The sequence below is a fragment of the Micromonospora sp. NPDC049559 genome, assembly GCF_040676675.1.
Classification (GTDB): Bacteria; Actinomycetota; Actinomycetes; order Mycobacteriales; family Micromonosporaceae; genus JBFAPK01.
Window position 1 is genome coordinate 241,914 of record NZ_JBFAPK010000004.1, and the last position, 23,106, is coordinate 265,019.

At 75.5% G+C, this 23,106-nt stretch carries 21 protein-coding genes and 1 pseudogene; 8 read left to right on the forward strand and 14 right to left on the reverse strand.

All coding sequences use genetic code 11. The annotated features are described in order from the left end of the window. Window positions 1-71 precede the first annotated feature (71 nt). Complete coding sequence (locus AB0J86_RS08410; RefSeq protein WP_363854498.1) at window positions 72-551, forward strand: MarR family transcriptional regulator; 480 nt, start codon at window positions 72-74, stop codon at window positions 549-551. 15 nt (window positions 552-566) lie between these two features. On the opposite strand, the gene AB0J86_RS08415 is transcribed toward AB0J86_RS08410, so the two are convergent. Continuing rightward, the gene (locus AB0J86_RS08415; protein WP_363854501.1) at window positions 567-1,289 is read right to left on the reverse strand and encodes a TOPRIM nucleotidyl transferase/hydrolase domain-containing protein; all 723 of its coding nucleotides are present in this window, start codon (window positions 1,287-1,289) and stop codon (window positions 567-569) included. Continuing rightward, window positions 1,279-1,374 (reverse strand): annotated as a pseudogene (locus AB0J86_RS08420) (DUF664 domain-containing protein); the annotation flags it as partial. The pseudogene AB0J86_RS08420 and the gene AB0J86_RS08415, both read right to left, overlap by 11 nt. Window positions 1,375-1,713: 339 nt before the next feature. Here AB0J86_RS08420 and rox point away from each other — a divergent pair. Continuing rightward, entirely contained in the window at window positions 1,714-3,141 is a 1,428-nt protein-coding gene (gene rox / locus AB0J86_RS08425; RefSeq protein ID WP_363854504.1) for a rifampin monooxygenase, read from the forward strand. Window positions 3,142-3,223: 82 nt separating this feature from the next. On the opposite strand, the gene AB0J86_RS08430 is transcribed toward rox, so the two are convergent. Then, complete coding sequence (locus AB0J86_RS08430) at window positions 3,224-4,213, reverse strand: helix-turn-helix domain-containing protein (RefSeq protein ID WP_363854507.1); 990 nt, start codon at window positions 4,211-4,213, stop codon at window positions 3,224-3,226. Between the two features lie 166 nt (window positions 4,214-4,379). On the opposite strand from AB0J86_RS08430, the gene AB0J86_RS08435 reads away from it, so the two are divergent. Further along, the gene (locus tag AB0J86_RS08435) at window positions 4,380-5,579 is read left to right on the forward strand and encodes an MFS transporter (RefSeq protein WP_363854509.1); all 1,200 of its coding nucleotides are present in this window, start codon (window positions 4,380-4,382) and stop codon (window positions 5,577-5,579) included. Window positions 5,580-5,686: 107 nt separating this feature from the next. Continuing rightward, window positions 5,687-6,619 carry a GNAT family N-acetyltransferase gene (locus tag AB0J86_RS08440; protein WP_363854513.1) on the forward strand — a complete coding sequence of 311 codons (933 nt, stop codon included), beginning with the start codon at window positions 5,687-5,689 and terminating at the stop codon, window positions 6,617-6,619. Between the two features lie 33 nt (window positions 6,620-6,652). Here AB0J86_RS08440 and AB0J86_RS08445 read toward each other — a convergent pair whose 3' ends face one another. Beyond that, window positions 6,653-7,390, reverse strand: coding sequence for a winged helix-turn-helix domain-containing protein (locus AB0J86_RS08445; protein ID WP_363854516.1), 738 nt, complete (start codon window positions 7,388-7,390; stop codon window positions 6,653-6,655). 67 nt (window positions 7,391-7,457) lie between these two features. On the opposite strand from AB0J86_RS08445, the gene AB0J86_RS08450 reads away from it, so the two are divergent. Both AB0J86_RS08450 and AB0J86_RS08455 read left to right on the forward strand, forming a co-directional pair. Continuing rightward, the gene (locus tag AB0J86_RS08450; RefSeq protein WP_363854519.1) at window positions 7,458-8,102 is read left to right on the forward strand and encodes a flavin reductase family protein; all 645 of its coding nucleotides are present in this window, start codon (window positions 7,458-7,460) and stop codon (window positions 8,100-8,102) included. A 190-nt stretch (window positions 8,103-8,292) separates the two neighbouring features. Next, window positions 8,293-9,270 (forward strand): asparaginase, encoded by a 978-nt coding sequence (locus tag AB0J86_RS08455; RefSeq protein ID WP_363854522.1) that lies wholly within the window; start codon window positions 8,293-8,295, stop codon window positions 9,268-9,270. A 34-nt stretch (window positions 9,271-9,304) separates the two neighbouring features. Here the strand turns inward: AB0J86_RS08455 and AB0J86_RS08460 are convergent, their stop codons facing one another. Then, window positions 9,305-10,078, reverse strand: a complete 774-nt coding sequence (locus tag AB0J86_RS08460; protein ID WP_363854524.1) for a phosphotransferase — start codon at window positions 10,076-10,078, stop codon at window positions 9,305-9,307. Window positions 10,079-10,280: 202 nt separating this feature from the next. Between AB0J86_RS08460 and AB0J86_RS08465 the strand changes: the two genes are divergently transcribed. After that, window positions 10,281-11,273, forward strand: coding sequence for a tyrosine-type recombinase/integrase (locus tag AB0J86_RS08465; protein ID WP_363854526.1), 993 nt, complete (start codon window positions 10,281-10,283; stop codon window positions 11,271-11,273). A 22-nt stretch (window positions 11,274-11,295) separates the two neighbouring features. Here the strand turns inward: AB0J86_RS08465 and AB0J86_RS08470 are convergent, their stop codons facing one another. The 3 genes from AB0J86_RS08470 to AB0J86_RS08480 form a co-directional block, all read right to left on the reverse strand. Beyond that, window positions 11,296-12,363, reverse strand: a complete 1,068-nt coding sequence (locus AB0J86_RS08470) for a WYL domain-containing protein (RefSeq protein WP_363854529.1) — start codon at window positions 12,361-12,363, stop codon at window positions 11,296-11,298. A gap of 53 nt (window positions 12,364-12,416) precedes the next feature. Beyond that, window positions 12,417-12,788 carry a VOC family protein gene (locus AB0J86_RS08475; protein WP_363854532.1) on the reverse strand — a complete coding sequence of 124 codons (372 nt, stop codon included), beginning with the start codon at window positions 12,786-12,788 and terminating at the stop codon, window positions 12,417-12,419. A 177-nt stretch (window positions 12,789-12,965) separates the two neighbouring features. Further along, on the reverse strand, window positions 12,966-14,672 hold the full coding sequence (locus AB0J86_RS08480) for an acyl-CoA dehydrogenase family protein (protein WP_363854535.1): 1,707 nt from the start codon (window positions 14,670-14,672) through the stop codon (window positions 12,966-12,968). Window positions 14,673-14,828: 156 nt separating this feature from the next. Between AB0J86_RS08480 and AB0J86_RS08485 the strand changes: the two genes are divergently transcribed. Continuing rightward, complete coding sequence (locus AB0J86_RS08485) at window positions 14,829-15,287, forward strand: hypothetical protein (protein WP_363854538.1); 459 nt, start codon at window positions 14,829-14,831, stop codon at window positions 15,285-15,287. A 27-nt stretch (window positions 15,288-15,314) separates the two neighbouring features. Here the strand turns inward: AB0J86_RS08485 and AB0J86_RS08490 are convergent, their stop codons facing one another. From AB0J86_RS08490 to AB0J86_RS08515, 6 genes are all read right to left on the reverse strand, one after another. After that, window positions 15,315-15,914 carry a thymidine kinase gene (locus tag AB0J86_RS08490; protein ID WP_363854782.1) on the reverse strand — a complete coding sequence of 200 codons (600 nt, stop codon included), beginning with the start codon at window positions 15,912-15,914 and terminating at the stop codon, window positions 15,315-15,317. A gap of 198 nt (window positions 15,915-16,112) precedes the next feature. Continuing rightward, complete coding sequence (locus tag AB0J86_RS08495) at window positions 16,113-17,495, reverse strand: MFS transporter (RefSeq protein WP_363854540.1); 1,383 nt, start codon at window positions 17,493-17,495, stop codon at window positions 16,113-16,115. A gap of 51 nt (window positions 17,496-17,546) precedes the next feature. Continuing rightward, window positions 17,547-18,326, reverse strand: a complete 780-nt coding sequence (locus AB0J86_RS08500; protein WP_363854543.1) for a glycerophosphodiester phosphodiesterase — start codon at window positions 18,324-18,326, stop codon at window positions 17,547-17,549. A 169-nt stretch (window positions 18,327-18,495) separates the two neighbouring features. Then, on the reverse strand, window positions 18,496-19,524 hold the full coding sequence (locus AB0J86_RS08505; protein WP_363854546.1) for a hypothetical protein: 1,029 nt from the start codon (window positions 19,522-19,524) through the stop codon (window positions 18,496-18,498). Continuing rightward, window positions 19,521-21,500, reverse strand: coding sequence for a dynamin family protein (locus AB0J86_RS08510; protein WP_363854548.1), 1,980 nt, complete (start codon window positions 21,498-21,500; stop codon window positions 19,521-19,523). The genes AB0J86_RS08505 and AB0J86_RS08510 overlap by 4 nt, the downstream gene beginning before the upstream one ends. Continuing rightward, window positions 21,497-23,014, reverse strand: a complete 1,518-nt coding sequence (locus tag AB0J86_RS08515) for a dynamin family protein (RefSeq protein ID WP_363854551.1) — start codon at window positions 23,012-23,014, stop codon at window positions 21,497-21,499. Before AB0J86_RS08515 ends, AB0J86_RS08510 begins: the two co-directional genes overlap by 4 nt. Window positions 23,015-23,106 lie beyond the last annotated feature (92 nt).

Consider the following 23,106-nt stretch of genomic DNA (forward strand, 5'->3'; position numbering starts at 1 on the left):
TACCACTAACGTTTACTGGCCGAACGGTACCACGATCGTTAGTGCTCCGAATGGTTCGTTAGGGTTGTCACATGGAGAACCCGTCCGAGGAGGCGCCCGCCCGGTGGGAGGGCCTGCCCAGCTGGCTGCTCAGCCAGACCGCTCACCACTCGCACCGCCTGGTGGCCGAGGGGTTCTCGTCCGTGGGCGCCCGCGGCTACCACTACCGCCTGCTGGCGACGCTGGAGGAGTCCGGCCCGGCCAGCCAGGCCGCGCTGGGCCGCCGCAGCGGCATCCACCTCAGCGACATGGTGGCGACGGTCAACGAGCTCGCCGATCGCGGACTGGTCGAACGTACCCCGGACCCCGCCGACCGCCGGCGCAACATCATCTCACTGACCGCCGCGGGCACGCTGCAGCTGCGGCGACTGGAGCAGCGGCTGGCCGAATGCCAGGACGAACTGCTGGCTCCGTTGTCACCGGAGGAACGGCAGCGCTTCACCGAACTGCTGTCCAGGCTGTTGGACCACCACAACCGGAGAACCGCCGCCCCGGACGGGTCGGGGCGCTGACCGGGTCGAGCCGGGTCAGATGGCGGTGAGCAGCGCGGCCAGCGGCCGTGGCAGGACATCCCGGCCGACGGCCGTCTCCACCAGCAGCCGGGCGTAGCGCGACTTGCGGTGCGAGCCGCTGCCCAGGAACCGGCGCATCTGCGCCTCGGGTCGCCGGCCGCGCCAGGCGGGCTGGTTCTGCAGCGTACGGAACGACCCGAGGTCGCCCTGCGAGTCGAAGAGCGCCTCGACCCGCGCGGCCCCCACCGCGCGGATCAACTCGTCCTCCAGGTCCTCGACGCAGACGTAGAAACCGAGGCGCTCCAGGTCGGCGCGGGTACGGGGTGCGCCGACGTGCGAGGCGGTCAGCCCGCGCCGGAACACCTCCTCCTCGTGCCGGTCGCACAGGCCGGCCAGCCGTACCCGGGTGGCGAGCGGGCCCAACGTCGCCAGGAACCGGCCGATCGCGTGCGCCCCACCGATCGGTACGACCGCGACCCGCTCCGCGTCGAGGTCCCGGCCGCGGCACGTCGCGGCCGTCTCGACCGCGATCTGGTCGCTGATGCCCTCGACGAGTACGACGGTCAGGGCGTTGTCGACCCTCGTCATGGCGTTGGCGGTCGCCCGGACCGGGGCGGCCGGTCCGGTCACGTAGCCGTCGAGCGCCCGTCGGGCCAGCTCACGGCGGGTGGCGGCGTCCATGCTGGTCGTCCGGTCCCGCTGGGCGGGCGTACGAGCCGGACGGGCGTCACTGGCCAACGCGCCCGTCGATCCGCTCGCGCAGCAGGTCCACGTGCCCCATGTGGCGGGCGTACTCCTCGACCAGCCCGACCGGCATCCCGCGTTGGCAGCGCAGGGCTTCGACCAGCGTGGCGCGTTCGTCGCCCAACCGTGGTCCGTGCTCCCGCGGGTCGTCGTCGGACGGCTTGCCGTCGGCCGTGAACATGTCCGCTCGCCGGATCGTGGCCATGACGGCATCGTCGGACGACGCCGGGGCCGGCGACAACCGATTAACGGCGGAGGGCAACAAAAACGGCAAGGAAGCCGTTGCTCCTTGCCATCTCCAACGTATAGCACGCCCCGGGTCTTGCGGCAAGACCCGGGGCGTGGCGCAGAATCGTCGGCCGAGGCCGGGCCCGCCGGGGGGCCAGGATTCCCGCCGGAGACACGAGTGGAGGGCTGTGTGATCGACGTGATCGTCGCCGGCGGTGGGCCGACCGGCATGATGCTGGCCAGCGAGTTGCGGCTGCACGACGTGCGCGTGCTCGTGCTGGAGCGGCAGGCCGAGCCGACCCGGCAGGTCCGCTCGCTCGGCCTGCACGTACGCAGCATCGAGATGATGGACCAGCGCGGACTGCTGGAGCGGTTCCTCGCGCACGGCAAGCCGTTCGTCCGAGCCGGCTACTTCGCCGCGATCGACAAGCCGTGGCCCGCCCGGCTGGACAGCGCGCACCCCTACGTCCTCGGCATCCCGCAGCCGCGCACCGACCGGCTGCTGACCGAGCGCGCCACCGAACTCGGTGCCGAGATCCGGCGCGGCCGGGCGCTGGTCGGGCTGAGCCAGGACGAGCACGGGGTCACCGCCGAGCTGGCCGACGGTACGCGGCTGCGGTCGCGGTACCTCGTCGGCTGCGACGGTGGCCGCAGCACGGTCCGTAAGCTGCTCGGCGTCGGTTTTCCCGGCGAACCGGCCAGCATGGAGTGGCTGCTGGGCGAGATGGAGGTGACCGCGTCGCCGGAGACGCTCGCCGCCGTGGTGGCCGACGTACGCAGGACGCACAAGGGGTTCGGCGTCGGCCCCTCCGGGGACGGGCTGCACCGCGTCGTCGTGCCCGCCGCGGAGGTGGCCGAGAACCGTTCGGTCCCGCCGACCCTGGAGGAGATCAAACGGCAGCTGCGGGTGTTCGCCGGTACCGACTTCGGCGTGCACTCACCGCGCTGGCTGTCCCGCTTCGGCGACGCCACCCGGCTGGCCGAGCGCTACCGGGTCGGCCGGGTGCTGCTGGCCGGCGACGCGGCGCACGTCCACCCGCCGCTGGGCGGGCAGGGCCTCAACCTCGGCCTCCAGGACGCGTTCAACCTCGGTTGGAAGCTGGCCGCCCAGGTCGCCGGCTGGGCGCCGGAGGGGCTGCTGGACAGCTACCACACCGAGCGTCACCCGGTCGCCGAGGACGTGCTCGACACCGTACGCGCGCAGAGCGAACTGATGTCCACCGCGCCGGGCCCGCGGGCGCTGCGGCGGCTGCTGTCGGAGCTGATGGACTTCGAGGAGGTCAACCGGTACCTGATCGAGAAGGTCACCGGGATCGGGGTCCGCTACGACCTCGGCGCGGGCCACGACCTGCTCGGCCGGCGGATGCGAGACGTGCGGCTGCGCCGGGGGCGCCTCTACGAGCTGACGCGCGGCGGCCGGGGACTGTTGCTCGACCAGACCGGCCGGCTCTCCGTCGCCGGCTGGGCGGACCGGGTCGACCACGTCGTCGACGTCAGCGAGGAGCTGGAGGTACCCGCGGCGCTGCTGCGTCCGGACGGCCACGTGGCCTGGGTCGGTCCCGACCAGCGGGGGCTACGCGACCAGCTGACCAGGTGGTTCGGGGCCGCCCGCGGCTGAGCGCGCGGTCGCGGCCCCCGGGACCGCGCCGCCGGCCCGGCGCGCGCCGCACTGGCGGGGCACCGGCGACCCGGCCGGCCGCTCAGCCGCCGGTCGGGCCGCCGGCCAGTTGGTCGCCGAGCGGGCTGCGGCGGTACAGCACGTGCCGGCCGTCGCGGGTGCGGGTGACCAGTCCGGTCGCGTGCAGCACCCGCAGGTGCTGGGAGACGGCGCTGGGTGTGACCGCGAGCCGGCGGGCGACCTCCACGGTCGCCAGCGGCTCGTCGAGCAGCCCGAGCAGGCGCGCCCGGGGCGCGCCGAGCAGCGACGTGAGCGCGCCCGCGTCGGGCGCCGGCGGCGGCGCCCACAGGGTCGCCACCCCACGGCAGGGGTACGCCAGCAGCGGCGGTTCGTCCGGGCTGACCGGCGGGGCGGGCTTGTGGGCGAAGACGGAGGGCACCAGCAGCAGACCGCGTCCGGACGCCGCGACACGGTGCCTGCCGATCATCTTGTCGATGTGCAGCACGCCGTCGTCCCAGCGCAGGTTGCGGTGCATGTCGGCGAAGAGCAGCCGCGCGCCGCCGACGGCCAGTTGCCGGGCCCGGTAGGTCATGTCGGCCTCCAGCAGCAGCCGCAGCCGTGGCCAGGTCGGTCGGATGGCGATCTCCCAGTAGCGGTGCAGCAGGTCGCAGATGGTCTCGCGGAGTTCGGCGACCGCCGTGTCGCCGGCCGCGGTGACGTCCCGCAGCACGTCGGGGAGGCGACCGCGTACGTACACCGCGAGCAGGTCCCGGCGTACGACGTCGGCGGGGGTGCGGCGTACGGCGGCCAGTTCGTCCTCGAACGTCGCGGCGAAGCTCGCCGGTCGGGGGGTGAGGAAGTCCGGTATGCCCCGGTCCGGCCCGACCAGGGCGAGTAGCAGTTCGGTGTCGAGCGCGTCGAGCCCGCCGAGCACGGACCGGCGCCACGGCAGGTGCAGCGCGTACAGGCCGGGTTCGCGCAGCACCCGCAGGCTGAGCACGGTCTCGTGGATCGGGGAGATCGCGAACCGGGTGTCGGCCAGGTCCTCGACGCCGAGCGCAAAGCTGATCATTTAGCCGTACGCTACATCGTTTTGGTGGTGCCGCCGCATGCCGTGGACTTCCCGGCATGACAACCACGGGCAACACCACACCGCCCCGGTCCGGTACGGCGATCGTCGCCGGCCGGACCGCGGTGCCGGCGGCCGTGCCGGCGACCCCGGCGCGGGGGTGGCCGGCGTGAGCCGCCGGATGCTGGTACTCCTGGCGGTCACCTGCGGGGTGGCCGTCGGCAACGTCTACTTCCCGCAGGCGGTCGGCCCGCTGGTCGCCTCCGGCCTGCGCGTCGACCCCGACTCGGCCGCCCTGGTGGTGACCGCGGTGCAGTTCGGCTACGCGGCCGGCGTGTTCCTGCTGGTACCACTCGGCGATCGATTGTCGCACCGGCCGCTGGTGGTCACCCTGCTCGGCCTCACCGGGTCGGCGCTGCTCGCCGCGGGCGTCGCGCCGGCGCTGCCGCCGCTGGTCGGCGCGAGCGCCCTGGTCGGCGTCACCACCGTGGTCGCGCCGATCATCGGGCCGATGGCGGCCGGGCTGGTCGCCGACGACCGGCGCGGGATGGTCAGCGGGGCGCTGCTCAGCGGCTCGATCGGCGGCATGCTGCTGTCCCGTACCGCCGCCGGGGCGCTCGGCCAGTGGTGGGGGTGGCGCGCCCCGTACCTGGTCGCGGCGGGGTCGGTGTTGCTCATCGCGGTCGTCCTGGCCCGCGTACTGCCGGCGACCCGGCCGCCGTCCGGGCAGCGGTACCCGGCGCTGCTGGGCCGGTCGCTGCGGCTGCTGGCCAGCGAACCCGAGCTGCGCCGCTCCTGCCTTTACCAGGCGGCCGTCTTCGCCGGTTTCTCGGCGGTCTGGACCGGGGTGGCGCTGCTGCTGACCGGGCCGGCGTACGGCCTGGGCGCCCCGGCGGTCGGGGCGCTCGCCCTGGTCAACGCGGCAACGATGGTCTGCACCCCGATCGCCGGGCGGCAGGTGGACCGCTGGGGCAGCGACGCGGTCAACCTCGTCTGCCTGTTCGGGGTGCTCGCCTCGGCGGTCGTGCTCGCCTTCGGCGCTTTCGGCGGGGCACCGGGCCTGGTCGCCCTGGTGCTGGGCACGTTGCTGCTGGACGTGGGCATGCAGTCGGGCATGGTGGCCAACCAGGTGCGGATCTACTCGCTGCGTCCGGACGCCCGTAGCCGGCTCAACACCGCCTACATGACCTGCGCCTACCTCGGCGGCAGCGCGGGTTCCTGGCTCGGCGTGCGCGCCTGGGCGCACTTCGGCTGGTCGGGGGTGTGCGCCCTGCTCGGGTCGCTCGCCGTGGTGGCGCTGGCGCGGCACCTGGCCTGGACCCGGGCCGCCCGACGGGCGCCGGCCGCGCTCGCCGCCCCGCCGACCTGACCGGCGACGGGTCCGGACGGCCCGGGGTCCGGCCACGGGCGGGTCGGCGGGCGCCCGCGGGAAAAATGGGAGGCATCCGGGCGGGCCGACGGTGGACCATCCTGGCCATGCACCGCATCAGGTCGCCCCGGGTCGAGGACGCCGCCGCGATCCACGAACTCATCCGCGCGTATGAGACCGAGGTGCTCGGCGCACCGGACATGACGGTGCAGGACGTCGCCGACGAGCTGAGCGAACCCGGTTTCGACCCGGACCGCGACGGCTGGCTGGCGTACGACGACGCGGACGGGCGGATCGACGCCACGTCGTGGGCGTACCGCAACGGCGACAGCGACCTGGTGGACGTCGAGGTGATCGTCCGACCCGGTGTGGCGGGGTTGGCCGAGCGGCTCTGGCCGCTGGTGCTCGGGCGCGCCCGTGAGCTGGGCGCCGAGCGCGGCCACGAGGCGGTCACGCTGCATCTCGGCATCCACGCGACGGACCGGGCCAAGCGGGCGATGGCGCGGGAGCGGGGGTTCGCGCCGGGTACCAGCTTCCACCGGATGCGCATCGACCACGAGCCTCCGGTCGAGGCACCCGTCGCCCCCGCCCGCGTCACGTTGCACACCGGCGAGCGCGACGAGGTACGCCGCGAGGCGCACCTGGTCCACCAGCGCGGGTTCGCGGCGCACTTCGGTTTCGTACCGGTCGACTACGACCTGTGGTACGCGCGCCGGCAGGCGCACCGCGCCACCGACTGGAGCCAGCTCACCCTGGCCCGGCTCGACGGCCGCCCGGCGGGCGTGGTGATCGGCAGCAACCAGTTCCTGCCCGACGAGGACTGCGGCTACGTCGCCACGCTCGCGGTGCTGCCGGAGTTCCGGGGCGCGGGGCTGGGCCGGTTCCTGCTGCGACACGCGTTCGCCGCCGACGCCGCGCGGGGCCGCAGGGGCACGATCCTGCACGTCGACGCGGAGAACACCACCCCGGCGCTGGGGCTGTACGAGTCGTCGGGGATGCGCCGGGTGATGGCGATCGAGGTGTGGCGCCGACGGCTGTGACCCGCACACCCAGCCCCGGCCGGGGTGTGCGGGTCAGGCCACCGCGGATGCCCGCCGGTGCGGCGGTTCGGTCCGGTCGGGTGGCTCGATGCCCAGGTGCCGGGCCAGCGCCGCGCGGCCCGCGTCGGTGACCTTCACGGCGCGGCCGCTGCCCACGCGGATGATCCACCCGGCGGTGAAGGCGTGCCGGCACAGCGCCGCGCCGACGGCGCCGGCCAGGTGCGGGCGGCGCTCGGTCCAGTCGAGGCAGGAGCGCAGCACGGGCCGGCGACCGCCGGCGGGCACGGCGATGCCGAGCTCGGCCAGCCAGGCGTCGCCGTCGGCCGTGAGCGCCAACCCGCGGTCCCAGGCGAGCATGCCCCTGCGGGTCATCGCGTCGGTCATGGCGACCGCGACCGTACCGGCCAGGTGGTCGTAGCAGGTGCGGGCGTACGCGAGCGCGTGCCGACGGTGCGCGGCGGACAGCGACGTCACCGGCGTGGGCCGCGGACCCGCGGCGGCCGTCACGGCCTCGATCAGCGCGGCCGTCTCGGGGTCGGCGAGTCGCAGGTAGCGGTGGCGGCCCTGCCGGTGCTGGGCGAGCAGTCCACCGGCGACCAGCCGGTCGGCGTGCTCGCTGGCCGTGGAGACCGCGACCCGCGCGTGGCGGGCCAGCTCGCCGACGGTCCAGGCCCGCCCGTCCAGCAGCGCGAGGCAGAACGCCGCCCGGGTACGGTCGGCCAGCAGCGCCGCCCACGACGCCAACGCCAGGCCGTTGCCCTCGGTGTCCATGCCTCCGAGCATGCCGCACGATCGCTTCGGCGCGCGCCGAAGCATCCCCGCCGTACGGTCGGCGGCCATGAGCACGCCCGACGACACGCACCTGACGATCACCCCGAAGATCCTGTACTTCGGTACCCCGGTGGTGCTGTTGAGTACCGAGAACGACGACGGGACGCCGAACCTCGCCCCGATCTCCTCGGCCTGGGCGCTGGGTCAGGCCGTCGTCCTCGGGATCGGCGCGGGTGGCCAGAGCGCGCACAACCTCGCGTCCCGTCCCGACATGGTGATCAACCTGCCGGCGGCGTACCAGTGGGAGTCGGTCGAGCGCCTCGCGCCGCTGACCGGCCGCCATCCGGTACCGGCCCACAAGCGCGACCGGTTCCGGTACGAACCGGCGAAGTTCGCGGCCGCCGGGCTGCGGCCGCAGCCGTCCGAGCGGGTACGGCCGCCGCGCGTGGCCGACTGCCCGTTGCAGTTGGAGGCCCGGTCCCGGCAACTGCGGGCCGGCGCCGGCGGCGAGTTCCTCATCGTCGAGGCGCAGGTCCTGGCCGTACACGCCGACGCCCGGATCGTCGTACCGGGAACGGACCACGTCGACCCGACCGCCTGGCAGCCGTTGATCTACAACTTCCGGCACTACTTCGGCCTCGGCGCCCAACTCGGGCACAGCTTCCGCTCGGAGACCCCGTACGCCGGGCTGACCGTGCCGGAGCGGCGGTAGCCGGTCACCCGTCGAGGAGCAGGTCGACCGCCTCGCGGACCGAGTCGACGGCGAACTCGGGCACCGCACCGGTGAGCGGATCCGGCGCGGCGGGCCGGCTCGACTTGTAACCCCACGAGGGGTATACAGGGGTTATCAGGCGGCGTCCGGGTCGGCGGGCCGCCGTCCACTGCCGTCGAAGGGGCCGTACGTGGTCAGGCGTGTGCTGCTGCTGGCGACCAAGGACACGATCGCGTACTCCCGCCGGCCCGGGCACGAGGCCGTGGCCGACGGCGCGCGGCTGCTGCGTACCGTCCCCGCGGAGCTGCTCACCGCCCGGGTCACGGTCGAGGACGTGCTGACCGAACCGAGCTGGGACATCTCCCCGGCGAGCATGCTGGCGCTGGCCCGCCGCGCCCGCGACGGCATCCTGCTCGACGGGTACGACGGTGTCGTCGTCGTGCACGGCACCGACACGCTGGAGGAGACCGCCTTCCTCGCCGACCTGCTCGCCGGGGCGGCGGCGACCCGGGGCGGGATCGTGCTGACCGGGGCGATGCGCCACCTGGACGACCTCTCCAGCGACGGTCCACGCAACCTCGCCTCGGCGATCACCGCCGCCGCCGACCCGCTCCTGGCCGGCCTCGGCGTGGTGGCCTGCCTCAACGACGAGCTGCACGCCGCCCGCTGGGTGACCAAGGTGGACGCCACCGGCGTGGCCGCGTTCTCCTCCGCGCCCTTTCCCACCCTGGGCCGGGTGGTCGACGGGCACGTCGAGCTGCTGGGCACCGCGCCGCCGCGCCCGCCCCGGGCGACCGGCGAGCCGGAGTCCGACGTCGCGCTCGTCAAGACGTACCCGGGCATCGACCCGGCGCTGCTCGGCGCGGTCGTGGACGCCGGCGCCCGCGGCGTCGTGCTGGAGGGCACCGGCCTGGGCCACATCCCGGCCAGCCTGCTGACCACCGTCGCCGAGCTGACCGAGTGGGACATTCCGGTCGTGGTGGCCTCGCGCTGCCGTACCCGGGAGGTGGACCTGGCCGAGCTCGGGCCGCTCACCGGCCTCGCCGCCGCCGTCGGCGCGATCGGGGCGCGCGGGCTCGCCCCGAACAAGGCGCGCGCCGCGCTGATGGTGGCGCTCGGCGGCGGCGGCGCCGTACGCGCCGCCCGCGACTGGTTCGGGCAGCTCTGACCCGCCCGGGCCGGGTCGGGCGCCTCGGCGGCGGTCAGTCGAGCAGTGCCCGTTCCCAGCGCGCCTCGCGCCGGGCGAGGTACTCGGCGTCGGCCCGCCAGACGTCGCCGTGCCCGGTACGCCACAGCGTCTCCCAGGGCCGCACCCCGCGAGCGGCCTGCTCGGCGAGGAAGTCGTGCATCGAACGGGCCCGGCGGGCCAGCATCGGTACCAGCCGCCGCCGCTCCCGCTCGTCGTCGAGCCCGTACGCGTCGACGAAGGCCCGCAGCCGCCCCGGCGGGTCGGGCCGGCGCAGGGCCGGGTCGGCGACCAGCGGCACGAAGCCGTGGATCGCGTAGGCGAGGTCCCACAGCCGGGAACCCGGCGCGGCGCCGTCCCAGTCGATGAAGACCCACCGCTCGCCCACGACCAGGTTCCACGGGGCCAGGTCGTGGTGGGCGATCAGCTCCGTGCCCTCGGACGGGATCAGCACCTGCCAGCGCGCGTCGGGCGGGGGAGTGAAGCCGGTCACCGCGTCGTGGAAGTCGCGGATCAGCCGGGCCACCCGGGTCAGCCGGTCGACCGGGTCGAGCAGGTCGAACCGGTGCGGCCACGGCACGTCGCCGGGGGCGTAGGTCAGCACCTCCCGGCCGCGTTCGTCCAGCCCCAGCGGGCGCGGCGCGCCGGTGAAGCCGACCTCGTGCAGGTGTGTCAGCAGCGCGTGCACGGCCGGGGTCCATGGTCCGGCGGGTCGCCGTACGGTGTCGCCGACGCGGACCACCCCCGCGCTGACGTTGCCACCTGTCAACGGTCCCTCGGGCGCGTGCACGCCGTGCAGTATCCCGCCGCGGGCCCGGGCGGGGGCACCGAATATCCGCCCGGCGCGGCGCGCCCCGTTCCCGGGCCGGCGGCGGGTTTCGTGTCGTCTCGGTGATCTGCCGATGGCGGTGCGTTTTATCGAAAATGCACGATTTGGTTTGCTTGGGCGCGCCGCTACCGTCGCGTCAGCACGGGCTGAGAACCTTTCTCACATGCAGCGCCCCACTGCCCTCGCGCCCCGTTCGGCGGCGCGCGCCGCCCTCGCCGGCGGTCCACTCGACTTCACCGACGCCTGGCTGCGCAACCGCCGGCTGTCGGAGCACACCCGCGCCGCGTACCGGCGGGACATCACCGGCTGGCTGACCTGGTGCGCCGGCCGGGAACTCGACCCGCTGCGGGCGAACTTCCTCGACGTCAACGAGTACGCCCGCGCGCTGGAGTCGCAGGCCGACCCGCGTACCGGCCGGCCCCTGACCGCCGCCACGGTGGCCCGCAAGCTCTCCGCCCTGTCGAGCTGGTACGACTTCCTGGCCAAGCTGCGGGCGGTCGAGGCCAACCCGGTGGCGGGCGCCGACCGGCCCAAGGTCAACCGGGACCACTCGGCCACGGTGGGGTTGACCCCGGAGGAGGTCGACGCGCTGCTCGCCGCGGCGGACGCCGACACCGGCCCGACCGCGGCCCGCAACCGGGCCGCCCTGGCGCTGCTGGCCGACCTGGGCCTGCGGGTCGGGGAACTGGTCTCCCTGGACCTGGCCGACCTCGGGCACGAGCGGGGACACCGCAGCGTGCGGTTCGTCGGCAAGGGCGGGCGGGCCCGCCGCCGGGCGCTCGCCCCCGGCACCGCGTATGCCGTGGACGCCTACCTGGCGCTCCGCGCGGCCGCCGAGCGGGTACCGGTCGACCGGCTCACCGGGCCGCTGCTGGTCACCTCGACCGGTGGCCGGCTGGACCGGCACGCGGTGTTCCGGCTGGTGCGCCGGCTCGCCCAGGCTGCCGGCATCCCGGCCTGGGCGAAACTCTCCCCGCACTCGCTGCGGCACGCCTTCGCCACCACCGCCCGCGCCGAGGGGGTGCCGCTGGAGGACGTGCAGGACGCGATGGGCCACGCCGACCCGCGGACGACCCGCCGGTACGACCGGGACCGGCACAACCTGGACCGCGACCCGGCGTACGCGATCTGGGCCGCCCGCGCCCGCCGCCGCTGACGCGCCCGCGCGGCCGGGTCCGCTACCGGCCGGCGACCTCGGCCCCGGCCGCCCGGCCCCGGTCCGGCACCCCCGCCGGGTCGCCGCCGGCCGAGGTTGCCCTCCCGTCCGGTGCGGCGCCGCGGTAGAGGTCGGCCAGGGCCGTCGCGGTGGCGGCGAACCGGGCGCGCAACTCGGCCGGGGCGAGCACCTCGACCTCGGCGCCGAGCTTCAGCAGCTCGATGTGGCCGTGCTTGACCGACTCGATCGGTACCCGGGTGCGCAGCCAACCCGAGGCGTCCGGCGGGCCGGCCGCCGCGCGGGCGCCCCGGGCCATCGCCGGCGGGAACACGAACGCCATCAGCTCCAGGGCGGCCGGGGTCATCCGTACCAGGGCCTCGTCGCGGTAGACGCCGCGCTCGTACCGCTGCGACCAGTCGCGCCAGAACTCGGTCAGGTCGAATTCGGCCGGCCGGTCGAACGTCTCGTCCAGCAGGGTCGCCTCCAGCACCGCCCCGGCCCGGTACGTGCGGATGTGCTCGCCGGCGCGGGCCACCAGGTACCAGCGGCCGGCCTTGAGCACCACGCCCAGGGGTTCCAGCCGCCGGTTGACCTCCCGGGGCGTCTTCCAGCGCCGGTAGCGGATCTCGATCATGCGCCCGTGCCAGACCGCGTCGGCCAGCAGCGCCAGGTGCGGAGTGGGCTCGTCGGTGCGGAACCAGCCCGGCGCGTCGAGGTGGAACCGCTCGCGGACCCGCGCGGCGCGGTCGCCCAGCTCCGTCGGCAGGGCGGCGAGCAGCTTCAGCTCGGCGGCGGCGAGCACGGAGCCGAGACCGAGCTCCGCCGCGGGGCCGGGCATGCCGGCGAGGAAGAGGGTCTGCGCCTCGTCGACGGTCAGCCCGGTCAGCCGGGTGCGGTACCCGTCGAGCAGCTGGTAGCCGCCGGCCGGGCCGCGGTCGGCGTAGACCGGTACGCCGGCGGCGCCGAGCGCCTCGGCGTCGCGGTAGATGGTGCGGACCGAAACCTCCAGCTCGTCGGCGAGTTCCTGCGCGGTCATCCGGCCCCGGGTCTGCAGGAGCAGCAGCAGGGAGAGGAGTCGACTCGCACGCACCCGGCCACGCTATCCCCGGCCGCCCCCGGCGCCGGAGGCGGCCGGGGGACGGGTCAGCCCTGCGGTCGCAGGCAGATGCAGAACGGCTGACCGGCCGGGTCGGTGAGCACCCGCCACCGCTCGCCGCCGGGCTGGAAGTCGGGCTTGGCAGCCCCGGCGGCCCGGCACCGCGCCTCGGCCCGGTCGAGGTCGTCGACGTACACGTCGAGGTGGTAGCGCTTCTCGGCCGAGGTGTCGGGCCACCGGGGCGGCTGGTACCCCTCGACCCGGCCGAAGCCGATCGCGCGGTCCCCGTCGCCGATCATCGCGTACTCGTCCGCACTGTGGGTGATCTTCCAGCCGAGCAGGCGGTGGTAGAACTCGGCGTGGGCGCGGGGGTCGGGACTGTCGAGGTTGACCATGATGAGGTCGCCGATTGCGGTCATGACGGGAAGTCTGCCGCCGGTACCTGCCAGTTCCCGTCAGGTACCGGCGCTGATCTTCTCCGCTCCGCGCCCGCCCCGCCGATCTAGGGCAAATCGGCGTGATTGAAGATCAAAACACAAGGATTTGCCCTAGATCGACGGGGCTAGGGCGAGGCGAGGGGCGGGGCGGGGGTGGGGTCAGCAGAGCGTTTCCAGGTGGTGGTGCGCGTCGGTGGCCACATCCTCGCCGCGCAGCCAGCGGCGCGCCCAGAGCCGGGCGGCCACCTCGGCCAGCTCGTCGCCCCAGGCCGCCTGCTCCACCAGGGCCGCGGCGGCCAGCGCGTACGCCATCCGCAGCGCCAGGCCGCGCGCCCCGGCGACGACCGCCGCCGCCGTCGGGTCGGCCCGCACCTCGGCCACGGCGGTACGCAGCGCGGCGGTGGCGCCGGCCACGGCGTCGGCCAGCGCCGGGTTGAGCGCCCGCGCGAGGTCCTCGGCCGCGTCGAGGCGCGCCAGCAGCGGCTCTGCGGCGTTCTCCCGGACCAGGGCGCGCAGCACGTCCAGGGCCAGCACGTTGGTGGTGCCCTCCCAGATCGGCAGCACCTGCGCGTCGCGCAGCAGCCGCGGTACGCCGGTGTCCTCGACGTACCCGGCGCCGCCGAAGCTCTCCACGTACTCGCTGGCGGCGGCGACCGCCAACCGGCCGGTGGCGAGCTTGGCCAGCGGCGCGACGACGCGCAGCTCGGCGGCCGCCTGCGGATCGGCGCCGACCTCGACCCGGCCGAGCAGGCCGAACGCGTGCCCGGCCAGGGCGAACGCGCCGGCCGCGTCGACCGCCAGGGTGCCCAGCGTGGCCCGGTGCAGCGGCGAGGCGCCGAGCGTGCCGCCGGCCACCTCGCGGGCGTCGGCGTAGGCGCGCGCGTACGCCAGCCCACGGCGCATCCCGCCGGCCGCGGCGGCGGCGTTGTGCAGCCGGGTCACCACGACGAGGGTCATCGCCCGGGCCAGGCCGGGCTGGCCCGGGTCGCCCAGCGGCAGCGCGTACGCGTCACGCAGGCCGATCTCGGCGGTGGGCAGGGCCCGGGTGCCGAGCTTCTCCTTCAGCCGGTGCACCCGCACCCCGGGTGCCGGGGCCGCCGGGTCGCTCCCCGCCGGGGCCAGCGGCGAGTCGGCCGCGTAGCGCGGCACCAGGAACGGCACCAGGGTGCGGCTGCCGGGGCCCGCGCCCTCGGGACGGGCCAGTGCCACCGCCATCGCCGAGTCGGCCGCCGAGCAGAACCACTTCTCGCCGGTCAGCCGCCACGACCCGTCGCCGGCGTCGCGCGCCGTCGTGGAGGAACGGGCCAGGTCCGAGCCGCCCTGCGACTCGGTCATCCACTGCCCGCTGGTGATCGCCGTGGCCGGGTCGGTGCTGGTCAGCCGCGGCAGCCACGCGTCACGCAGCCCCGCGTCGACGTCAGGGAGGCTGAGCAGCGCGGCCGCGCCGTCGGCCATCGCCACCGGGCAGGAGAAGGTCGCCGACTCCGGCCCGTACAGGTGCAGCAGCGCGTGTTGCACGACCCGGGCGGCCGCCCCCCACCTGGCGCGGGCCTCGGGCAGGTAGGGCAGCGCCACCACGGCGTGCCGGGCGGCCGCCGCGCGCTGCTCCTGCCAGCCGGCCGAGGTCTCGACCCGGTCGACGCGCGCGCCCCACGGGTCGTAGCGGCGCAGCGTCGGCGGGTGGGCCTCGGCGTCGGCGTGCGCGGCCCGCAGCGGGCCGGCGACGTCGGCGGCCAGCGCGGCGAGCCGGCCGGCGGCGGCGCTGTCGCCCTCGGCGCCGAGGTGGCGCCGCAGCCAGGACCGCAGCAACCGGTCGTCGGTGTACGGGTCGGCCGGCGTGGGCACCGGTTGCACGAAACGGGGCATGTCTGCTCCTGGGCCGGGTCGAAGGGTGGCGGTGCGGGATCCGCCGACGGTAGACCACCGGGGCCGCGCCGGCACGCCACCGTCGACCCGGCCGGGCCGCGCGCCGGCTGGTCGGTTCGCCGCCGCGATCGTCGTGCTGTCTCTACCTTGAAACCCATGGCGTACGAGCAGGGGCACGGTGGCCGTGGGCGCCGCCGCCGGGTCGGGCGCGGGGTGCTGCTCTCCACCGGCGTGCTGCTGCTCGTCTGCTGCGTCGGCGCGGCCGGGCTCGGCGCGTGGAACCTGCAGGCGGTGCTGCGCGCCTCCGGCCCGGCCCGGCAGGCCGCCGACGCGTTCCTGGGGCAGCTGGTCTCGACCGAGCCGGCCGCCGCCTACGACCGGCTGTGCGCGGACACCCGGGCCCGCTGGACCCGGGAGGCGTTCGCCCAGCGTGTGGACGCCCCGCCGCGGATTCTGCGGTACCGCATCGGCGACGTCGCCGTGGCCACCCGCGGCGGCAAGCCACAGGGGACCGTCACCGCCGAGCTGACCCTGGAGTCGGGCGCGGTCTACCGGCGGGAGCTGACGGTGGTACGCGACGGCGACGACTGGCGGGTCTGCGGCAACCCGTACTGAGCGCGACCCGGCCCGGTCGGTCGGCGGTCAGGCCGGGTGGCCCGGTCCGAGGTCGCCGGTGCGGTAGTGACGCCGGCACAGCACCTGGTACCGCACCTGCGCGTCGTCGACGGTGTCACCGATCACCACCTGCTCGCCCTGCCGGGCCACCGACCCGCCGACGACCCGGGCGTTGAGCAGGCCCTGCCGCCCGCACCAGCAGAGCACCTGCACCTGGATCCGGGTCACCTCGTCGGCCAGCTCGAACAGCCGCCGCGCGGCCGGGAACAGGTACGACCGGAAGTCGGTGGCCAGGCCGAACGCGAAGACGTCGACGTCGTACCGGTCGACCAGCTCGGCCATCTGTTCGACGTGTTCCACCGTGTAGAAGCAGGCCTCGTCGCAGACCAGGTAGTCCACGCCCTCGTTACGTGACCAACGCTCGCGTACCAGGGTGCGCAGGTCCAGTTCGTCGGTGACCTCGATGGCCTCGTGGGCCAGGCCGATGCGGGTGGTGACCTGCGGTCCGAGCGAGCGGTCGATGCGGGTGAGCACGAGACCGCGGCGGCCCTGCCGGGCGTGGTTGTAGTTCATCTGCAACGCCATGGTCGACTTGCCACAGTCCATCGGTCCCCAGAAGAACCTCAGGGCGGCGCCGTGGCGGAGCCGACCGTCGCCGGCGGCGAGGCAGGCGACGGAGAGCGCGGTGTCGTCGGTGGTCACGGTCGGGCAGCCTAACCCATCGCCAGGACCCGATCTTGGTGGCGCGGGCCTGGCCGGAAGCGGCACCGCACCGCCCCCGGCCGGGCCCTCCGGTCCACCTCTCGGCGGGCCGGCGGCGCGCCGTCAGAGCAGCCGCGGCGGGGTGTTCCCGGCGGCCACCACCGCCCGGCGGATCGGTACCGCCAGCAGCAGCGCGAACCCGATCACGAAGAAGACCAGCAGGGAGACCAGCCCCACCCGGTAGCTGTTGGTGAGCTGGAACACCAGCCCGAACGCCAGCGGGCCGAGCCAGCTGGTGCCCTTGTCGCTGATCTCGTAGAAGCCGTAGTACTCGCCCTCCTTGCCGGCGGGGATGAGCTGGCTGAACAGCGACCGGCTCAGCGCCTGACTGCCGCCGAGCACGAGCCCGATGGCCGCGCCGAGCACCATGAACGGTACCGGGGCCTCGGCCGGCAACCGGAACGCCGCCAGGATCACACCGGTCCACAGCACCAGGCTGAACAGCACCGTCTTCCACGCCCCGACCCGCCGGGCCAGCGCGCCGAGCAGCAGCGCCCCGCCGAAGGCGAGGAACTGCACCAGCAGGATCGTCACGATCAGCACCGTCTGCGGAAGTCGCAGCTCCTCGGTGCCGTACTGGCTGGCCAGCGCGATCACGGTCTGGATGCCGTCGTTGTAGACCAGGAAGGCGAGCAGGAAGAACAGCGTCAGCGGGTACGCCCGCAGCCCCCGGATGGTGTGCCCGAGCTGCCGGAACCCGTCGGTGAGCACGTTGCCGCCCGGCCGGGCGTCGGCGGGCGGGCGCTCCCGCAGCCAGCGCAGCGGCACCAGCGTGAACAGCCCCCACCACACCCCGGCGGAGACGATCGACCAGCGGGCCAGGTCCAGGGTGCGCTGGTCGTCGCCGTCGACGCTGAGGGCCATCACCACGGCCAGGTTGACCGCCAGCAGCAAACCGCCGCCGAGGTAGCCCAGCGCCCAGCCGCGGCTGGAGATCGCGTCGCGCTCGTCCGGGCCGCCGAGCTGCGGCAGGAACGAGTTGTAGACCACCACACTGGCACCGAAGGCGATGTTGGCGACCAGGAAGAGCACCCCGCCGAGCAGGTACCGGTCGCCGGTGACGAAGGCCATCGCGACGGTGGCGCCGGCGCCCGTGAACGCCGCCCCGGCCAGCAGCCGCTTCTTGTGCGCCGACCGGTCGGCGACCGCGCCCATGACCGGCAGTACGAAGACGGTCAGGAACACCGACAGCGACACCAGGTACGGAAAGTAGGAGCCGGCCGCGACGGTGATGCCCAGCGGCCGCACCTGCCCGGCGCAGCTGTCCGCGCCGAGTTCACAGCCGGCCGCCCGCTCGGTGACGCTGGTCAGGAACGGCCCGAGGAAGACCGTGATGACCGTGGTGGAGAAGGCCGAGTTGGCCCAGTCGTAGAAATACCAACCGGTGCGCTCGCGGCGGGTGCTGCCGGAGGCGGCCGCCGCGGTGGGGGAGAGGGTCTCGGCCAATGCTCGGTTCCTTCTGGGGCGGGCGGGGGTCGGTCCGGGTGCCCCGGCCCCCTAGCGGTGCGGGTCCGGCGTCCAGTAACCGCGGCTGCGGTAGACGTCGCGCAGCACATCGACGTGATCGGTCATGATGCCATCCACACCGAGATCCAGTAACTCGTGCATCTCGGCGGGTTCGTCGATCGTCCAGACGTGCACCTGCAACCCGAGCCGGTGGGCGTACCGGACGAACCGCCGGTCGACCACCGGCACCCGCCCGTACCGCACCGGCACCTGGGCGGCCACCACCGACGGCGGCAGCGTGATCCGGCGCCCGGTCAGCGAGGCCATCCGCAGCCGCGCCACCCCGCGCATCCCCAGCGACGTCGCCACCTTCGGGCCGGCCAGGGTACGCAGCCGGGCCAGCCGGGCGTCGCTGAACGAGGCGAGCAGCACCCGCTCGCCGGCCCCGGTGCGCTCGACCACGCGTACCGCCGCGTCGATCGCGCTGTCGGCCTTCACGTCGACGTTGAAGCGCACCTGCGGCCAGTCGCCGAGGACCTCCTCCAGCCGGGGGATGGCGGCGGCCCCGCCGACCCGCACGCTGGCCAGGTCGGCCCAGCGCAGGTCGGCGATGCGCCCCCTGGAGCCGGTCACCCGCTCCAGCGTGGCGTCGTGGAAGACCACGGGCACCCCGTCGGCGGTGCTGTGCACGTCGGTCTCGACGTACCGGTAGCCCAGCTCGACGGCCCGGGTGAACGCCTCGGCGGTGTTCTCGTCGCCGCGCGCGGCACCGCCGCGGTGCGCGAACGCCAGCGGCGCGGGCGCGTCGAGGTACGCGAAGTCGTGCGGCACGCCGCCGAGTATGCCCCGCCCGGGTGACCGCCGGGTGGCCAACGCGCCCGTGCCGGGCGGACACCGCGCGGCCACCGGGTGACGGCCGCCCCGCCCCCGGTGACGGCGGCGGTTGCCGGCGGCCCGGGTCGGGCGGCGCCGGCCCGCTGCCGCACCGGCGGCCCGGGGATTACTCCGGTCGTGGAGGCGCCCAGAACCGGGCCAGCGCGCCGGTCGCCGGGTCCTCCGATCCGGCGAGCGCCGTCCACGGGTCGGCGTCCTCGGGCAGCGTCTCGCCCGCGTACCCGGTGAGCCCGTCCGGCGCGGGCGGCCCGAACTCCGCCGCCGCGTCGTCGGTCGCCGTGCGGTGCGGTGCCGTGGGGTCGGCCGGCCCGAACCCGGCCGGCGGGCCGGTGCCATCCGGGTCGGCGTCGGGCCCGCCGGTGCCGAGCAGGTCCGGGTCGGCCCACGGCGGCCCGTCGACGGGCTCGGGCGGGCTGTCCAGCTCCAGCGGTGGCGGGAACTCCGGCGCCGGCCAGTCGGCCAGGACCGGCTCCAGGTCCGGGTCGGTGCCGAACGGCGCGGCGCGGGGCCAGTCGTCCGCGCCCGGGTACGGGTCGTCGGGGTCGTCGCCGGCCGGTCCCAGCCCGGCCTCGTGGTACGGCTCGTCGCCGGTCGGCTCGCCGCCGGTCGGCGGGTCCGGCCCGTCGCCGGCCGGTCCCAGCCCGGCCTCGTGGGCGGGCTGTCCGGCGCCCATGCCCGCCTCGGCGAACGGTTCCCCGGCCGAGCCCATCCCCGCCTGGCCGGGCGGGTCGGTGGGCTCGCCCGGGCCCGCGTCCGGCCCGTACGGGTCGTCGGCGTAGCCCAGCGGCGCCGACGCCTCGGTGCCGGGCGCCCGGCCCGCGTCGTCGCCCAGGTGACCGAACGACTCGCGCGCCCCGGTCTCCCCGGCGTAGCCGAGCGGGTCGTCCGCCGGGCCGGGGTCCGCCTCCGTGTCGAGGCCCGGCTCTCCGGCGGGTCCCGCGTCCGCGCCGAACCCGTGACCGTCGAACCCTTCCGCGCCGGACCCGCGCGTGTCGTCGGGCTCGAACCGGCCCAGCTCGGCGGTGGGTCCGTCGTCGAACCCGCCGCCGTCGTCCGGCCCGTCCGGCGCGGCGCCCGTACCGTCGCCGTCGAAGTCCGGGCCGTCCTGCGGCCAGTCGTGCCACGGCCCCGTCATCGCGGCGGCTCCGGCCCGGCCACGGCGGGTTCGCGGGGTTGCCCGTCCGCCGGGGCCGTCTGCCCGGGCACCCGGCCGGGCGCGGCCCCACCGCCGGCTCCGCCCGTACCCGCGCCCGCCGGTGCCGGCAGTAGCGCGCGGGTACGGGCCAGCACCTCGTCGACCTGCTTCACCCGGGCCCGCAGCGTCTCCCGCTCCGACTGCAGCGCCGCCCGGCGTCGGGCGCGCTCGGACCGGTCGGCCGCCAACGCCTTGTCGATCTCGGCGATGTGCTCGTCGAGCTGCCGCAACCGCCGTTCGATCGCGTCGTCCAGCGCCACCGTCAGGGCGTACTGCAGGTCGGTGAAGCGGTGGGTGATCTCGTCGGAGAGGGTGGCGCGGGCCTCGCCGAGGACCTCCCGCAGCCAGGCGCGGGCCTGCTGCCGGTCGGCCTGCACCCGCCGCCGGTGCAGCACGAACGCGCCGGTGGCCAGGGCCAGCCCGACACCGGCGAACGGGATCAGCAGCCCGCCGCCGACCGCCGCGCCCACGCCCAGCGCGGAGACGCCGGCCATCGCGCCCCGGCCGGCCATCAACGCCATCCCGCCGACCGAGAGCGCGACCAGCAGGTTGTCCTGGCCACCCTCGCGCTGCGGCCGCCCGCCCAGCGCGTGCCGCAGCGTCGCGTTGATCCGGTTCAGCACGAACCCCAGCTCGTCGGCGGGAAACACCTGCGCCAGGGCCCGCTCGCCGACGGTACGGAACCGGGCCTGCAGATCCTGCGAGAGCCGTACCGACAGCGCCTGCAGGGCCCGGTCGAGTTCCTGCGGCAGGTCACGGATCCGCTCGCCGCGCCCGGAGTCGATCCGGTCGAGGAACTCCTGCTGGGTCGAGTGCAGGTACGCGCGCAGCATCCCGGTCGCCTCCACCCGGGCCCGCTGCGTCTCGCTGCTCAGCGTCAACGACCACTGCCGGGTCTCGGTACGCTTCCGCGCGGCCAGCGCGGCGCGTTCCTCGGTGGCCCGGGCCAGCTCCGCCGGGTCCGGGTCGCAGGCCCGGACCCGCTCGCCGAGACCCAGGTCCAGCCGGACGTACTCGCTGCGCACCGCGCGCAGCAGGTTCGCCTGCCCGAGCAGGTGCCCCTTGCCGGCCAGGTCGACCAGCGCGTGTTGCAGGTCGGCGACGCGCGACTCGCGGGCCAGTTCGGCGCCCGCCTCGACCGGCAGGGTCAGGGCCAGCTCGGCCAGGCGCGCGGAGACCGGGAACCAGGGCGCGGCGGCGAAGCGGGGCGCGTGGGCCCGCAGCTGCGCCCGGTTTTCCTCCCAGATGGTCCGCCAGCCCGGGTACGCGTCGGTCTTGGTCAGCGCGAACACCACGGCGTTGACCCGCTTGCTGGCCTCGACGAGGAAGTCCAGTTCCGGTCGGGACAGCGGCGCGGCGGCGTCCACGACGAACAGCAGGGCGGTGGCCCGCTCGACCGCGTCCAGGGTGATCTCGGCGTGTACCGGGTCGAGCCCGCCGGTGCCGGGGGTGTCCACCAGGCTCAGGTACCGCAGCAGCGGCGCCGGATGGGTCACCTCGACGCGCCGCGGCGGCGGTGTCGACTCGGGCAGCCGCCCCAGGTGGGTGGCCCAGTCGCGCAGGTCGGTCAGGGCCAGCGGCACCGGGTCCTCCCGGCCGGGCAGCCAGGCCCGCGCGTCGGGCGCCGGCCCGGGGCCGATCTCCAGGTACGCGGCGGTGGCCACCGCGGCGTCCACCGGCGACAGACCGGGCACCCCGATCAGGGCGTTGACCAGGGAACTCTTGCCGCGTTTCGTCTCGCCGACCACCACGATCGCCGGTCGGGTCAGGGTGCGCCGGCGCAGCCCGTCGATCTCGGCCGCCGCGTCGGCGTCGACGGTACGCAGGAACGCCAGCGCCGCGTCGAGGGCCCCGCCGAGCAGCTTGCCCAGCCCCGGATCGGGGCGGCCGGGCGTACCGGCCGGCGCGCCGCTCACCGTACGCCGCCCTCGGCGCGTACCCGCTGCGACAGCAGGTAGAAGCCGCGGTGGGCGACCTGGGCGACCCGCGACTGGGCCGGGCTGGCGCCGGCGACCGCGTAGACCCGCCACCGGGCGGCGGCCTCCAGCGCGGCGCTGGCCAGCTGCTCCGGCCCGGCGGCCGGCAGCGCCAGGATCCACCGGGCGTCGGTGGACAGCGCCAGCCGGGTCAGCTCCTGCTCCATCGGTTCGGGCAACTCCACCGTGCCGGTGCTGACCAGCTGCGCGACCTCCAGCAGCCGCAGCCGGTGGTACTCGGGCTGCTGCAACACCCGCTCGATCGCGTCGCGCAGCAGTTCCCGGTCGGCGGCCCGCGCGGTGTGGCCGGCGAGCCGCTCCAGGCTGGACAGCGCCCAGCCGGCCTTGATCGCGTCGGTGCGCCACCGGAACGCCTGGTCCAGGGTGTGCCGCAGCCGGGCGAACCCGGAGGCGGCGTGCAACGCCCGGACCAGCTCGCCGCTGGCCAGCCGCGGCTGCGCGACCAGCTGGGCCAGGGCGAACCCGACGCCGTACAGGTCGAGCAGGCGCAGCAGCCGTTCCCGCCGCTGCCGCGGCACCGGGCAGTCACGGGAGGTGAACAGGTCCACCGAGGCCAGCAGCACCGTCCGCTCGGCCGCCGGCAGCCCGGCCAGGACCCGCAGCGCCTCGCAGTCGGCGGCGGTCAACCGGCCGGCCTCGGTCGTCTCGGCCAGCAGCCCGACGACCGGCACCACGTCGGCGACCATCCGCCGCAGCACCCGGGCCTGGTCGGCGGCGAGCGGCTCGGCCGTCGGCCACGGGTCGGCGCCGCCACCGACCAGCTTGTCGACCTTGTTGAACAGGCCGAGGGAGTTGACCGGGTTGCCCGACAGCCGCGCCGACGCCGACCGGAACGCCTCCAACGCCCGCACGTCGTCGGCGCGTACCGACTGGGTGAAGACGTACACGACGGCCTCCGCCCCGGAGATCGCGCCGGCCGAGTCGTCGTCCACGTCGTCGTCGAGCGGCCCCAGCGACCCGCCGGTGAGCAGCCGCTGCGCGCCGGCGCTGACCGACGTGTTCGTCGAGGCCAGCCCCGGGGTGTCCAGCACGGTCAGGTCGCGCAGGCGGTCGCTGGTGAGCGTCACGTCCACGAAGGAGATCTCCGCCCGCGCCACGCCCAGCCGCTGCGGAATCATGCCCGTCTCGTCCAGCGGCAGGCTGGTGCGGCTGCCGTCGCGGCGTACCACGTCGACCCGGTCGGTGGTGCCGTAGCGGAACTGGGTGACGACCCGGGTGCACTCGCCGACCTCGGTGGGCGCCACCCGCCGCCCGATCAGCGCGTTGACCAGGGTGGACTTGCCGGCCTTCAACCGTCCCGCGAGGGCCACCCGCAGCGGCTCGTCGAGGCGGCGGCGGACCGCGCCGACCTGGGCGCGCGTGTCGGTGCCGAGCCGCGGCGCCACCTCGTCGCAGAGGGCGGCGACGCGGGCGCCGAGGGGACCTGGACCCATCGCTCGTCAGCCGGCGGTACGGTCGGTGACAATGGCATCCAGCCGCAGGTCATCCGCGCTCATCTCGGTTGACGTCCCTTTCCGACCCGACG

Coding starts and splice junctions, on each gene's coding strand:
- AB0J86_RS08475 (WP_363854532.1), bottom strand. CDS start 12,788: ATGACCGCAATCGGCGACCTCATCATGGTCAACCTCGACAGTCCCGAC.
- AB0J86_RS08445 (WP_363854516.1), bottom strand. CDS start 7,390: ATGGACACCGAGGGCAACGGCCTGGCGTTGGCGTCGTGGGCGGCGCTG.
- AB0J86_RS08450 (WP_363854519.1), top strand. CDS start 7,458: ATGAGCACGCCCGACGACACGCACCTGACGATCACCCCGAAGATCCTG.
- AB0J86_RS08410 (WP_363854498.1), top strand. CDS start 72: ATGGAGAACCCGTCCGAGGAGGCGCCCGCCCGGTGGGAGGGCCTGCCC.
- AB0J86_RS08505 (WP_363854546.1), bottom strand. CDS start 19,524: ATGACGGGGCCGTGGCACGACTGGCCGCAGGACGGCCCGGACTTCGAC.
- AB0J86_RS08485 (WP_363854538.1), top strand. CDS start 14,829: ATGGCGTACGAGCAGGGGCACGGTGGCCGTGGGCGCCGCCGCCGGGTC.
- AB0J86_RS08440 (WP_363854513.1), top strand. CDS start 5,687: ATGCACCGCATCAGGTCGCCCCGGGTCGAGGACGCCGCCGCGATCCAC.
- AB0J86_RS08480 (WP_363854535.1), bottom strand. CDS start 14,672: ATGCCCCGTTTCGTGCAACCGGTGCCCACGCCGGCCGACCCGTACACC.
- AB0J86_RS08465 (WP_363854526.1), top strand. CDS start 10,281: ATGCAGCGCCCCACTGCCCTCGCGCCCCGTTCGGCGGCGCGCGCCGCC.
- AB0J86_RS08430 (WP_363854507.1), bottom strand. CDS start 4,213: ATGATCAGCTTTGCGCTCGGCGTCGAGGACCTGGCCGACACCCGGTTC.
- AB0J86_RS08515 (WP_363854551.1), bottom strand. CDS start 23,014: ATGGGTCCAGGTCCCCTCGGCGCCCGCGTCGCCGCCCTCTGCGACGAG.